Origin of the sequence: Methylotuvimicrobium sp. KM1 (genome assembly GCF_044788715.1) — a bacterium.
Lineage (GTDB): Bacteria > Pseudomonadota > Gammaproteobacteria > Methylococcales > Methylomonadaceae > Methylotuvimicrobium.
The window spans coordinates 4,958,468-4,970,556 of the sequence record NZ_CP173170.1 but is presented as its reverse complement, the minus strand read 5'-3'; the positions used below and the strand labels follow the sequence as shown (position 1 = coordinate 4,970,556).

Genomic DNA, 12,089 nt, shown 5'->3' with positions numbered 1-12,089 from the left:
AAGCTCTCCTTTAAAGTGTTGCGATACAGCGTTTTTCCACGGTATCGGTAAAAAATAAAAACCGATTTTTTTGTTTTAACCGGATTTCGAGTCGACCGGAATGCTTAGTTGCCTGCAACACGGACTCGGAACCGGTAACAAAGCTATCGCGAAATTGTTGTTCCACGATTAGGCTGCCGTTTTGTATTTCGACCCTGGTAAAAGTATCGGGAGCGGCATCGAAATAAATGCCGTCGCCCAATGTGCCAACTGCGGTATATTCTCCGCTAATCGTAAAATATTCCCGGCCCGGAATTGTGAAATCAATTTTTATGCGACATGTTCGACCAAATTCGGCCGGCGTATCGACATAAGTCCCATCAAAGCCCTGCGATTTCCCGTTTAATTGAAAAAAGTCACGTAAAGCAGTATAGGCCTTTTGTTTCAAGTTCTCGTTAGAATAAGCCGTCATCGTCAACACCGCTAAGACAAAAATAGATATTCGTTTGACCATTTCAACAACCTGGAAAATGAGCGATATGACATCAAGATATTAAAAAATAGTTCGCTAAAGCAATTTTCGCAAGCTTGGGATAACGACCGCTAAGTTTTGAAAAAGCTTGTTCAGTGGTCAATAATGGTTTCAGATTGTACAATACTAATCCTTAGTATTTTAGTTGGTTATTAATTCAACACTTCTTTCCCCGGAGCATTCATGGCACAAATTACCCAAGCAGACATCGAAAATCGATTGAAAACGTTTATCGATCCCAATGTTGAAACCGATTTAATTTCGGCTAAATCGATTAAATCGATCCACATTGACGGCGCTGATGTCTCGATTAAACTGGAATTAGGCTACCCGGCTAAAAAACATCTCGACGAGTTTAAGTTAGCGGTTTTGGATCATTTGAAGACGCTGGAAGGCATCGGTACTGTGACGATCGATATTGCTATCAATATTTTGTCGCATGCGGTTCAGCAAGGATTGAAGCCGCTGCCGGGCATCAAAAACATCATCGCGGTCGCCTCCGGTAAAGGCGGCGTTGGTAAATCGACAACGGCAGTCAATTTGGCCTTGGCCTTGGCGGCCGAAGGCGCAAAGGTCGGTATTTTGGATGCCGATATCTATGGTCCGAGCATTCCGATGATGCTTGGACAATCCGGCTTTCCGGAAAGCGAAGACGGCAAAACCATGCTGCCGAAGATGTCGTTCGGTTTACAAACCAATTCGATCGGCTATCTGGTCGACACCAGTCAGCCGATGATCTGGCGCGGCCCTATGGTAACCGGCGCGTTACAGCAACTGCTCAAGGAAACGCGTTGGACCGATCTCGATTATTTAATAGTGGATCTTCCGCCCGGCACAGGGGACATTCAATTAACGCTGTCGCAACAAATACCGGTTAGCGGTGCGGTTATCGTCACGACGCCGCAAGATATCGCGCTTCTCGATGCGCAACGCGGTTTAGCGATGTTCGAAAAGGTCAACGTACCGGTGTTGGGTATTGTCGAAAATATGAGCGTGCATATTTGTAGCCAGTGCGGTCATGAAGAAGCGATTTTCGGTAGCGGCGGCGGCGCGGCGATGGCTGAAAAAAACCAAGTGCCGCTATTGGGTGCGTTACCGTTAGACAAGGACATCAGGCTAAACGCCGACTCGGGTCGTCCAACCGTCATCGCCGATCCCGACGGTCGTTCTGCTGAGATTTACCATGAAATTGCGCGAAAAATGACCGCGAAACTAGCCTTGAAAGCCAAAGATTTCAGTAGCAAATTTCCGAATATCGTGATTCAGAATACCTAAATTCGTGCGGACGGACTTTGCAAACGAGATGTTGAAAAAGGCTAAGGGATGGGCATGAAATTAAGTTAGGCAGTTTAATCATGAAGCATATGAAGTTCATGAAGTATTTCATAAGACTACCTAAACAATCCCGCTAACCTCTTGGATGAACGAAAGCTCTATACAAACGAATGACAAGCCCAGCTTTATACATTTTTCGGTTTTTAGGTCATGGGTACTTCATTTGTTAAGGCTTGGCAAGTTATTGAATTAACTTCTTATTCTTCATGTTCTTCATGGCGAAATGCTTTTTCTAGGATAACTTATAAAATGCACGTTCCTTAAATCCTTATTGTTTTATAATGGCTTACTTCTATGGTAATACAGCCGGATTTCAATTAATTAGGACAAGAATTCAATGAGCATCAAATCGGATAAGTGGATACGCCGGATGGCGGAACAACACGGCATGATCGAGCCGTTCGCCGCAACGCAGGTTAGGGAGACGGAAAAAGGCCGAGTGATTTCGTATGGTACTTCGAGTTACGGATACGACGTACGTTGCTCGGACGAATTTAAAATTTTCACAAACATTAATTCGGCAATCGTCGATCCAAAGGATTTTAGCGAAGCGAGTTTCGTTGACGTTAAATCCGATGTCTGCATCATTCCACCGAATTCGTTCGCGTTGGCGCGCACTGTCGAATTCTTTCGCATTCCGCGCGATGTGCTGACGATCTGCCTTGGCAAATCGACTTATGCACGCTGCGGTATTATCGTCAACGTCACGCCGCTTGAGCCGGAATGGGAAGGTCATGTAACCTTGGAGTTTTCAAATACCACACCGTTGCCGGCCAAAATCTACGCAAATGAAGGTGTCGCGCAAATGCTGTTTTTAGGCGGCGACGAAGTCTGCGATACATCTTATGCGGACCGAGGCGGTAAATATCAAGGCCAAACCGGAGTGACATTACCGAAAGCCTAACGGCGCTGGACATTCGGCTTAAGCATGGGATGTTGGGCATAAGCGCTAAGCATCTAAGTGATTGATTAAGCAGTAGGATGGGTAGGAGCGAAGCGGAAACCCATCATGGGCACCCGCAAACGGTAAAAAACGTTACGGAAGGGTTTATAAACCCCGTCCTGCGATAGAAACTGCGTCTGGTTGAAAAACGATGGGTTTCGGCTTCCGCCTCTACCCATCCTACGCAAAATCATCCATGCAGGAAGGTCTGTGCAGAGCAGTAGCCTGGGTAGTAGCGAAACGGAAATCCATCATTTTGTGGCTACACTCTTATTTTTCAACTATGAATCAATGTATTGCGCCTTAAGTTGGTGCTCATGGGGATGTTGGGTAGGCTGTCGAAAAAAAGCTATTTTAGCTAGTCACGCTTTTTAATCCAAAATATCTTAGAAACTGTTGGTGGTCATAGGCTAGAGAACGCCAGGTGTAGGGTGCGCATCGCGCACCTGGGTAGGGAGCTGTCGTCGGGTTCGGTAATGTGAGTATAAATGGAGTAGACAAAGCACATTCCGAAGGTATGCTCTTTATAATGCATATTCAACCCAGGAGGAACTTATGGGACCTTACTATCGCAGTTCATCGCAAGGCGTAGGCGCTTTTTTTGATTTGTTTTATCAGCATCCCATTTTGATGCTGGCGTTAACCGCCGGAATAGTCGGCGCGGGCATTTTTATTTATCGCAAAAGAAATCGAGATAAGATGACTCGCTTGTAATTTGTCGTTCTGTATCCGCAATTCGGCCCGTTAGGCAACCTAGTTTTATTCATTCGGCATTTTGCAACAAATGCGGAATCACCAGCGGACAATCCGTTTTAATCGGGTGAACGGCTATCGTTACCGGATAGCCGAAAATTTCCATGATCAAATCGGCATCTAAAACCCGCTCTGGACTGTCGAACGCCATCAAGCGGCCCGAATGCAGAACCGCAATACGGTCGGCATAGAGTGCAGCCAAATTCAAATCGTGCAGAATCGCCAGAACGCCGGCCTGAAAACGGTCGGCGAATCGTCTGGCGATCGCTAACACGCTATGCTGATGCGCAAGATCGAGCGCCGAGGTCGGCTCGTCGAGCAATAAATAGCGTGGCAGATCACCGACCGGTTCCCATATCTGCGTCAAAACTCTCGCCAATTGTACGCGCTGACGCTCGCCGCCCGATAACGTAGTATAAATTCTATCGATGAACCCTTCGGTATCGGTTAATGCCATTGCTTGCCGAACGATAGCATCGTCGTGCGCCGGATCGCCGTTACGCCGATGCGGACAGCGCCCCATCGCTACGACCTCCAGTACCGTGAACGGAAAGGATAGCGTCGAGTTTTGCGGCAGCACGCCGCGCACGCGGGCCAATTCGGCTATAGGCCAGTCGTCGAGTTCTGTACCGTTCATCGTAATGAAACCGTGCTGCGGTATCAAATCGCCGCACATTGTTTTCAGCAGTGTCGACTTGCCTGCACCGTTCGGCCCGACGACCGCGAGTACTTCGCCGGGCTTAACGCACAATGTAATATCGTCCAACAAACGCTTGCCGCCGATGCCGACAACTATCTTACGCGCCTCCAGCATTCAGCCTCCTAGCATCCGTTGCCGATACAGTAACCACAAAAAGAACGGGCTGCCCAAAACACCGGTGACGATACCGATTGGTATTTCGGCAGGCACGGCCAAGCTGCGCGCCAAACCGTCCGATACCAACAACAGACTGGCGCCGAGCAGAGCCGAGCCCGGCAGTATGATGCGATGGTCTGGACCGAGCCTGAGCCTTAGCAAATGCGGTACGACCAGCCCTATGAAACCGATGATGCCGCCCAATGCGACGCAACAGCCCACACCGAGTGCAACCAGAACGATCACTGCGGTTTTGACGGTTTCGACCGAAAATCCGAGATGCCCAGCTTCCGCCTCGCCGAGTAATAGCGCATTCAACGCGCTTGAAAAATAGGGGAGTAACAACAAGTTCAGCAGAAAAAACGGCAAGCCGGCGACGACTTGACTCCAGTTAGCGCCGCCGAGACTGCCCATGCTCCAAAATGTTAAGGTACGTAATTGCTGATCGTCGGCAATCGAAGTCAACAAACCCGTTAAGGAACCTGCCAATGCATTGACGGCGATTCCGGCCAGCAGCAGCGAAGCGATATCGAGACGGCCGCCGGAACCGGCGAAACGGTAGACCAGCCAAGTCACCGCGAATCCGCCCGAAAAAGCCGCTGCAGGCAGATAATAATAACCGAGTATTTGCGCCACGTTTCGCAGCAGGCTGGTTTCGAGCACGATCGCAGCGACCGCTGCCAATGCCGCGCCGCTCGATACGCCGATCAATGCCGGGTCGGCAAGCGGGTTACGGAACAAGCCCTGCATTGCCGCACCCGAGACGGCCAGCGTCGCGCCAATCAACACGCCGAGTGCGATACGCGGACCGCGTATCGATTCCAGTACGGCGCGATGGCCGTCATCGAACGGCCAGGGCAGTTGCAGACCGAAAACCTCGCTCAGAATGGCGAGTACTTGGCCCGGTGAAATCGAATAGGCGCCGATTCCAAGCGATACAATGACCATTACAAACAGCAGCAGCGTCAAACCTCCGAGGACTGCGGAGCGTTTCGTTACGCTTGACACAGCAAACGCCGCTTTCATCATTCGGACGCCAAAGTATTGACGGTGCGCAGGCGCGTCGCCAAATCCAACGCGGCTTGACCGGATCTCGGGCCGAATCCCAACAAATACAGGGCATCCATCGTTACCGCTTTGCGTAGCTTGCCGGCCGGTGTCGCACCGAAACCGGGCATTCCGAACAAGCGGTCGATGCCGCCGATCGCATTCGCTGCCATATCGGTTAAAACGATCACATCCGGCGCTGCTTCGATCAACGCTTCGCTACTTGCCGGCTTAAAGCCTTCGAAACCTTTCAAAGCATTGTCGCCGCCGGCGATACGGATCATCGCATCGGCAGGCGTTCCCTCACCCGAGACGATCGGTGCGCCGCGCGATATGGCCAGCACAAACAATACTTTTGGGCGCTGCGCAATTCCGGACGTGAACCGCTCGAGTCGATCGAAGTCTTCTTTTACCTGTTTCGCCAAGCACTCGCCCTGTTCGGACGCATTCAACCATTCGGCGACGGCTCGAATTTTGGACACCACGCCGTCCGCCGAATTGTCTTCGTTAACGGTTTTGATTTCCACACCGGCTTGCCGGATCTGTTCGATAACCGTTTGCGGCCCCGAACTTTGCGTCGTCAACAATAGAGTCGGCATCAGCGACAAAATGCCTTCTGCCGAAAGGTTTCGCATATAGCCTACTTGCGGTAATGCTTTCGCCGCTTCAGGCCATTGGCTGGTTGTGTCGACGCCGGCCAACAAGCGTTCCTCGCCGAGTGCGTAAACGATTTCGGTCAATGCGCCACCGACCGCAACGATGCGTGGCTCTTTTGCTGAAGCGCTTGCAGTTACGAACATGGCGCAACACATGACGGTGCGGACGAACTTGAATAGTGTGTTTTTATTCATGCTGCTTTTCCGTTCGCGCAATCAATGCGCCGGCATCGATTCCGGCTTGCTGCGCACGCTGCCACGATGCCCGGTATCGTTGACGTGACGGAATTCGTCCAAGGTTTCGCCTTCGATCGTGAAAGCGCGGGCAAAGCCTTGTACAAACGAGCCTTTTGTTGGATGAATACGAAACAAATGGAAGTCCTGCAATTTCTTCAACATCTCGATGAATTGCCCGAATTTCTGTTGAAACGCATCCATGACAAAATGAAATTGTTCGCTATCCCTCGCGATTTCTTCGGCCTGTCCTTGAAACGTAGCCCGTTGCCGCGCGAATAAATGCGATGCTTTATCTTCATCTTCGATGAACAGCAGGCTGACCTTGCCGTTCTCCGAAAGATTGCGGGTATGGGCCGCTAATTCGCTGATATAGATGTAATAATCGCCTTCGTATTTCACAAAGGCTGCGTAACTGGCTTCCGGTTTGCCGTCCAAACCTACGGTCGCCATTAATACCGAATCGAAAGAATCGGTCAGGCGGCTGCAGTCTTCCCGGACTTGTTCAAAATCTACTGTGGTATCGTTCATGTCGTTGTCTCGTTAGTTATTTCAAAAAAGAATTGCCCGTTATGTTCTTGCATTTACTGGGGTCGGCATTGCGGAATTTGGGTTGATAACCATTTCAAACATCCGTCCTACTCCCTTTATAGTCAAAAATTAGATAACTTTAGAAGGTATGGGCTGTGGCTAGCGAGGATGTCGGCAGCAGGGACAGATTTTTGCTCCTGCAAAATCTGCATTCACGCCATCCTTGGCGCTTAGCTGCCGTCAAGCCCCCATGGATGGGTTTACGGCGGTCCTCGATAGACATATCCCATACCTTTTATTCTTAGACGGTCTTTCAATCAAAATGGAGTAAGGCATTTGCCCAAATCCGCATGTTCGAAGAGAATCATCGCGATATGACGCCCGGCGGCATCGCAAAGCTCCAGTGTATTGACTGAAGTATTCCCGGCCCGCCGTTCGGCCAGACGAAGCTCCGCCAACGCGTCTTCCTTCAAATGCAAGTTGAAACCGTCGTCGAGCACGTTGAACCAGGGACCGGTGATCATTAATTTCTCGATCGGGCCCGTATGGACCTGCACCGCACCGTCATTGCCGACCAAAACGGTCAAACCGGCGCCAACTTCTGACGCTTTTTCCATGAAACGCCGAAACGACGAGGGCTGCAGTCGTTCGGTTTGCAGTGGCTCGGTGCTTTGATAAGGCACGGCACCGCAGGAGATCAAGCGCTCATGCCATGCCTGTCCTAGCCTATCGTTGCCGGCCATGGCGGCTACCGAATCAATGTTTCGTAACGGAGGTTCGACATGTTGCCGTTGCGATTGATCTTCGGACCGGTAACGTTCGATCAAGGCCCGGTAGGCCGGTATACATCTGTTTTCGGTCATATAAATCTTATGCACGGCAGTACCGTCGCGGTCGAAAAATTGCAAACTGTCGCGATCTCCCTGACGTGTTTGTTCGGTCACGGCGAAAGCCGAATGCCAATGGCGAAAATCCAGAAACAGGTCGATGTTATCGCCCTGAATCTGTCCGCCGGCATGGGTCAGCCGGATACTTTGATAAAAACCCGTTTTTTCATGCACCGCATCATCGTTACGAGTCAACGCAAGCACCGGGCTAAGGGATTCGATTCCGTTCAACAGACCAAGCCAATCGGCCTCAAGACGCGTCGCGTTTTCCCCGCAACCGGTAGCCAGGAGCTCGACCTCGCTGACTTCCAAAGCGGAAGCGGCCTCCCTAATTCGCAATTGCGGCTTATTTTCGCGTAGTTCGTCCCAGCGGCGTTTTAAGGCCTCGGGAGAAATCGAGTTCGTTTGACTATCTTTTGCTTGGCACATGATCATTCCTCTTGCGAATTTTCGTAACCGGCCGCCTGAGTCTGCGTACAGCGGTCTATCCATGCAATGCAGCGCCAAATTCCTGCTAGGCGTATGAAACCGCAGCGTTGTTCAGGCGTTCCGTCGAACTCGGGGTGGCCGATTAGTGCGTCGATCAGTTCGACCACCGCCTGCGATATGAACCATACCCGTTGCGTGAGATATAGCCGCATGTACAGCCGAATTTCCTCCTCGAGTTCGGTAGGTCCGGGTCTAACCGGTTGCGTCTGTATTCGATACATTTAATCCTCCCGGCGCATCGGCGCTTTTAGATTAAAATAGGGTCCGAGCCGAACCGAGTTGTCCGGCTCGGGGTTAGTCGCATTTAGCCGACACTTACAGTCGAGTATTGCTTACGCCGCCAACCGGTTAAGCCCAGCAGAGCCGACCCCATTAACCAGACGGCGCCAGGAACGGGAACCGCGGCTATGTCGACGGCTACTTGTGCGAGACTTTGATGAGAGTCGCTGCCGAACGAGAAGTTATAGGTCAACAATTCGGCTGGCAAATCCCAGTACGCTAAAAATTGGACAAGATCAACCGGACCGAACGAGCTTGGATAATCGGCTTGAAAATAAGTCTGCTCGGTAAACGTCGGTGCCAAACCGTTCAAAGTGATTGCGCTATAATTCATTTCGGTTCCCCAGCTTTCGAACTGGAGGACGGCACGAACAGGTCCCTCCCCGACGCTGCCCGCGACGATCGCGTTATAGTTTTGCGGAACGGAAAAGCTATACAAATTGCCGGTACCTGCCGCAAAAGTTCCGGCACTCCAACCAAGATAGGCATCGCCGGTATTGGCGCTGCCGACGTCCGGAGCCGCGGTGCGGTCGGTTGCAGTGCCGTAGGAAGTATCGAAGAAGGTATCCCATTCGGCGTAGAGCGTACCGGCATCGCCGCGCGTCCATCCGCCCCAAGATGCCTCATGCGGGGCATCGAAACCGAATCCCGGATTATAAGGATTCGGCCCATTGGTAAAATCCGCCGAAGTGATACCGGAAAAACTTAGCATCGCTGCGGCGAGCATAAAATGTGATCTTTTATTCATAGCTTGTCCTCTTTAATGAAAATTAAGCCCCTTTTCTTAGCCGCAAAGACAAAAGGATCTTTCGATGTTGTCGTTTCGATATGCCGCATTTCGGTGCCAAACCGTCCATCCGCAGCTTTTCTTTAGGAGGAGAAGCGGCGGTGCTGCACTTTAAATTCACTTGATATCTTTCTTCGGTTCGTCCGTTTCGATTTCCTCAGCTTCGCTTGAATTGCTCTGGGGTACTTTTGCTGCGAGCTCTGAGCGGTATTCGGCGATATAACGGTATTGCTTCCCGCAATATAGAATCACTTCTTTTTGCCCTCGTTTGAGAATGCGCATTTCGATACGCAAATCAGCATAACCGTTATGCGCGAACAATTCGTCGAACAATCCCGATAACTTGTGTTTGATGTCTTTGTAACTTGTGTGCATCGCCGTATCTCAGAATGCTATTTTTAGCGTCGCGCCGACGTTGCGCCCCGGTCGCGAATAACGCTTCCAGAAATCGGCGTTCGCGTAGGCCCCGAACGTCGCATGCGGGTCGCCGGCCCGCGTATTGATGTCTTCCCAGTCGATGTAGGTTTTGTCGAACAAATTGAAAACACCGACGTTAACCGAAACATGGTCGTTGAAACGGTAGTAACCGTTAAAGTCGACGACGCCGTATCCTCGGGGCAGGAATTGCGCATCGTCCGGCGCTGTCTTCGGATGCTTGGCGTCGACCAAGGTTAATATCAATTCAGAACCCCAGATTCCAGTAGGTTCTTCGTAGCGCAGGCCGATCACGCCTTTGGCCGGACTGATGCCGCGTAAGGACACGTCGTTTACGGAACCGGTTTCGAGATTGACGCCCTCTGCATACGATCCGCTGACTATTAAACTCGCTCCTTCCAAAGTTTCGTGAAACCAATCCAAGTAAAGTTGGCTTTTGAATTCGACGCCCTGAATCCGGATATCGTCCGGGTTATTGATTTGCTGAAATGTCAATCTTGGCGTATCACCGTAGGCCAAACAGAATCCGGTCGCCGCCGAAGGTACGCAAACCGTATCCAAAAACAAAAAATTCTTGTAATCGTTGCGAAAAAAAGTCAGATCGAACGTTCCGGCCGCACCTTTGCCGCGCAAACCGATCTCAAATCCGGTGCTGGTTTCGGGTGTCAGATTGAAGTTCGGGATCGTTTGATAACCGAATTGATCGTTGACGAAACCGGAGTTGCTTTCGCCAAAATTCGGGCCGCGGAACCCTTCTGCATATTGCCCGTGAATCGTTAATTCATCGGTGATATGGAATAACGCGCCCAACTTAGGCAGAATCTTGTACTCGTCGAGTTCAGTCGGCTGCACCTCCGACGTCGCATCGTATAGACGGTCTTTTTGCGGCTTTAAAGAATAGAACTCGATACGTACACCGGGAATCAGCTCTACGCGCCGATCGAGAAACGTGATGCTGTCTTGAAGATAAGCACCCGCCTTCGTCACTAAACTTTCAGGAAAATCGCGGACCGGAAACGTGTCGGGCGGGACGGTTTTCGAAACGGTTCCCGGTTGAATGAATGGTGGATTACCGCTGGTATAGGTTATTGTGCCGTCCCGTTTCTGCGTAATCGTGTTCATGCTGATTTGACCGCCGTATTGCAGTGCATGATCGAAAATACCGGTCGAAAAAAGCTTGTCGAAGCGAATTTCTCCACCGAAATCGTCGTTATCGAAGCTGAAAATACGGTGGATTAAATGGCGTTTATTCAGCGGATTGTCGCGATCTTGCCAAGTCTCTTGTGTCGCCGTGGTTTTTTGCCGATATACGCGCCAAAACACATGATCGAATAACGCAAAGTCGACATGTTTAAGCGTATGATCCAACGAAATCCGCCAACGCGTTTGTCTGTCATCGGTGATCAGGCTGAATATTTTCGTGTTCGGGGGAAACCCGATGCCCAATGGATCTCTGGCATGATAAGCGTCGAGCTCAGACTCGCTGTGCATCCACTCGCCGGTTAAGCGCAGCACGTTGTCATCGTCGAAACGGTAGAGCAGCTTGCCGAGTCCGTTGTAGACTTCGTTGTCTTGAGGGCTTGGCGCGGTCCGCCTCGGATTCAGCTCCTTGTTGTCGCCTTTCGTGTCGGTTTCTCGGCTTTCGGAGTGCGTTAACAGCAGCAAGCTTTCAAAACCAAATGATGCGCCTGCCAATGTAGCAGTTTTCAGAAAACTTTGATCGGTCGTGTTGTACCCGAGTTTGGCGTCGGCATAATAATCGTTGCCGAATGTGTCGAGATAATCACGCGGATCTTTAGTGACAAAGCCGACCGTGCCGCCCAGCGCATCTCCGCCGTATTGGGCAGACCCTGCGCCGCGGATGATTTCGACCGATTTCAGCGCATCCATGTCGACCATGTTTCGCGTCGCCGAAGCGAACGAGCCGATCGAAAAAGCGTCCGGCAAGCGAACGCCGTCGACCTGCATCAACACGCGGTTGCCGCCGAGACCGCGAATCGTAAAGCCGGTCGCGCCGAAACGTTGAGGATCGTTGCCGACGTTGACGCCCGGTTCGTAACGGATCAAATCTTTGATGCTGCGAACCATTCGCCGTTCTATCGTCTCGGCGTCGATTACCGAAGCGGTGCCCGGCTCTTCATCCAACGGACGGGCGCTTGAATTGCCTTCGACAATCATCGTAGCGAATTCCACCGTATCTTTCATCGCGGCCTTCTCATCGGCAATCGCCGGCGCATTCGCCAACAGTACGCAAAAGCAAGCGCATGCGGTTTTCGAATATTTGCAGTTTAGCGGCGCAGGACATAGCCGAATAAACGAAAAGGCGTTTAACATGTTGGCGGGTGA

At 51.0% G+C, this 12,089-nt stretch carries 13 protein-coding genes; 3 read left to right on the top strand and 10 right to left on the bottom strand.

Annotation, left to right across the window (positions count from 1 at the left end; translation table 11 throughout):
* Positions 1 to 10 precede the first annotated feature (10 nt).
* Complete coding sequence (locus ACINK7_RS21665; RefSeq protein ID WP_404358619.1) at positions 11 to 493, bottom strand: hypothetical protein; 483 nt, start codon at positions 491 to 493, stop codon at positions 11 to 13.
* A gap of 201 nt (positions 494 to 694) precedes the next feature.
* On the opposite strand from ACINK7_RS21665, the gene apbC reads away from it, so the two are divergent.
* The 3 genes from apbC (at position 695) to ACINK7_RS21650 (ending at position 3,503) form a co-directional block, all read left to right on the top strand.
* A complete protein-coding gene (apbC, locus tag ACINK7_RS21660) occupies positions 695 to 1,786 on the top strand; it encodes an iron-sulfur cluster carrier protein ApbC (RefSeq protein ID WP_404358617.1) in 1,092 nt (363 codons plus the stop codon).
* 397 nt (positions 1,787 to 2,183) lie between these two features.
* Positions 2,184 to 2,750, top strand: a complete 567-nt coding sequence (gene dcd / locus ACINK7_RS21655; protein ID WP_341326756.1) for a dCTP deaminase — start codon at positions 2,184 to 2,186, stop codon at positions 2,748 to 2,750.
* A gap of 594 nt (positions 2,751 to 3,344) precedes the next feature.
* Positions 3,345 to 3,503 carry a hypothetical protein gene (locus ACINK7_RS21650; protein ID WP_404358615.1) on the top strand — a complete coding sequence of 53 codons (159 nt, stop codon included), beginning with the start codon at positions 3,345 to 3,347 and terminating at the stop codon, positions 3,501 to 3,503.
* 49 nt (positions 3,504 to 3,552) lie between these two features.
* On the opposite strand, the gene ACINK7_RS21645 is transcribed toward ACINK7_RS21650, so the two are convergent.
* The 9 genes from ACINK7_RS21645 to ACINK7_RS21605 form a co-directional block, all read right to left on the bottom strand.
* Positions 3,553 to 4,356: a heme ABC transporter ATP-binding protein gene (locus tag ACINK7_RS21645; RefSeq protein WP_404358614.1), complete on the bottom strand. Its 804-nt coding sequence runs from the start codon at positions 4,354 to 4,356 to the stop codon at positions 3,553 to 3,555.
* On the bottom strand, positions 4,357 to 5,427 hold the full coding sequence (locus tag ACINK7_RS21640) for a FecCD family ABC transporter permease (protein ID WP_404358612.1): 1,071 nt from the start codon (positions 5,425 to 5,427) through the stop codon (positions 4,357 to 4,359).
* Positions 5,424 to 6,296: a hemin ABC transporter substrate-binding protein gene (locus ACINK7_RS21635; protein WP_404358610.1), complete on the bottom strand. Its 873-nt coding sequence runs from the start codon at positions 6,294 to 6,296 to the stop codon at positions 5,424 to 5,426. The genes ACINK7_RS21640 and ACINK7_RS21635 overlap by 4 nt, the downstream gene beginning before the upstream one ends.
* Before the next feature lie 21 nt (positions 6,297 to 6,317).
* Positions 6,318 to 6,866: a HugZ family protein gene (locus ACINK7_RS21630; RefSeq protein WP_404358609.1), complete on the bottom strand. Its 549-nt coding sequence runs from the start codon at positions 6,864 to 6,866 to the stop codon at positions 6,318 to 6,320.
* A gap of 317 nt (positions 6,867 to 7,183) precedes the next feature.
* The gene (locus tag ACINK7_RS21625) at positions 7,184 to 8,182 is read right to left on the bottom strand and encodes a ChuX/HutX family heme-like substrate-binding protein (RefSeq protein WP_404358607.1); all 999 of its coding nucleotides are present in this window, start codon (positions 8,180 to 8,182) and stop codon (positions 7,184 to 7,186) included.
* Positions 8,183 to 8,184: 2 nt separating this feature from the next.
* Positions 8,185 to 8,463, bottom strand: coding sequence for a hypothetical protein (locus tag ACINK7_RS21620; protein WP_404358605.1), 279 nt, complete (start codon positions 8,461 to 8,463; stop codon positions 8,185 to 8,187).
* Between the two features lie 83 nt (positions 8,464 to 8,546).
* The gene (locus ACINK7_RS21615) at positions 8,547 to 9,269 is read right to left on the bottom strand and encodes a PEP-CTERM sorting domain-containing protein (RefSeq protein ID WP_404358604.1); all 723 of its coding nucleotides are present in this window, start codon (positions 9,267 to 9,269) and stop codon (positions 8,547 to 8,549) included.
* 156 nt (positions 9,270 to 9,425) lie between these two features.
* Positions 9,426 to 9,683: a hypothetical protein gene (locus ACINK7_RS21610; RefSeq protein WP_404358603.1), complete on the bottom strand. Its 258-nt coding sequence runs from the start codon at positions 9,681 to 9,683 to the stop codon at positions 9,426 to 9,428.
* 9 nt (positions 9,684 to 9,692) lie between these two features.
* Positions 9,693 to 12,077 (bottom strand): TonB-dependent hemoglobin/transferrin/lactoferrin family receptor, encoded by a 2,385-nt coding sequence (locus tag ACINK7_RS21605; protein ID WP_404358601.1) that lies wholly within the window; start codon positions 12,075 to 12,077, stop codon positions 9,693 to 9,695.
* Positions 12,078 to 12,089 lie beyond the last annotated feature (12 nt).

What these genes read in the sequence shown, in the direction of transcription:
- ACINK7_RS21665 (WP_404358619.1), bottom strand. Translation starts at nt 493, where the DNA reads ATGGTCAAACGAATATCTATTTTTGTCTTAGCGGTGTTGACGATGACG.
- apbC (WP_404358617.1), top strand. Translation starts at nt 695, where the DNA reads ATGGCACAAATTACCCAAGCAGACATCGAAAATCGATTGAAAACGTTT.
- dcd (WP_341326756.1), top strand. Translation starts at nt 2,184, where the DNA reads ATGAGCATCAAATCGGATAAGTGGATACGCCGGATGGCGGAACAACAC.
- ACINK7_RS21650 (WP_404358615.1), top strand. Translation starts at nt 3,345, where the DNA reads ATGGGACCTTACTATCGCAGTTCATCGCAAGGCGTAGGCGCTTTTTTT.
- ACINK7_RS21645 (WP_404358614.1), bottom strand. Translation starts at nt 4,356, where the DNA reads ATGCTGGAGGCGCGTAAGATAGTTGTCGGCATCGGCGGCAAGCGTTTG.
- ACINK7_RS21640 (WP_404358612.1), bottom strand. Translation starts at nt 5,427, where the DNA reads ATGATGAAAGCGGCGTTTGCTGTGTCAAGCGTAACGAAACGCTCCGCA.
- ACINK7_RS21635 (WP_404358610.1), bottom strand. Translation starts at nt 6,296, where the DNA reads ATGAATAAAAACACACTATTCAAGTTCGTCCGCACCGTCATGTGTTGC.
- ACINK7_RS21630 (WP_404358609.1), bottom strand. Translation starts at nt 6,866, where the DNA reads ATGAACGATACCACAGTAGATTTTGAACAAGTCCGGGAAGACTGCAGC.
- ACINK7_RS21625 (WP_404358607.1), bottom strand. Translation starts at nt 8,182, where the DNA reads ATGTGCCAAGCAAAAGATAGTCAAACGAACTCGATTTCTCCCGAGGCC.
- ACINK7_RS21620 (WP_404358605.1), bottom strand. Translation starts at nt 8,463, where the DNA reads ATGTATCGAATACAGACGCAACCGGTTAGACCCGGACCTACCGAACTC.
- ACINK7_RS21615 (WP_404358604.1), bottom strand. Translation starts at nt 9,269, where the DNA reads ATGAATAAAAGATCACATTTTATGCTCGCCGCAGCGATGCTAAGTTTT.
- ACINK7_RS21610 (WP_404358603.1), bottom strand. Translation starts at nt 9,683, where the DNA reads ATGCACACAAGTTACAAAGACATCAAACACAAGTTATCGGGATTGTTC.
- ACINK7_RS21605 (WP_404358601.1), bottom strand. Translation starts at nt 12,077, where the DNA reads ATGTTAAACGCCTTTTCGTTTATTCGGCTATGTCCTGCGCCGCTAAAC.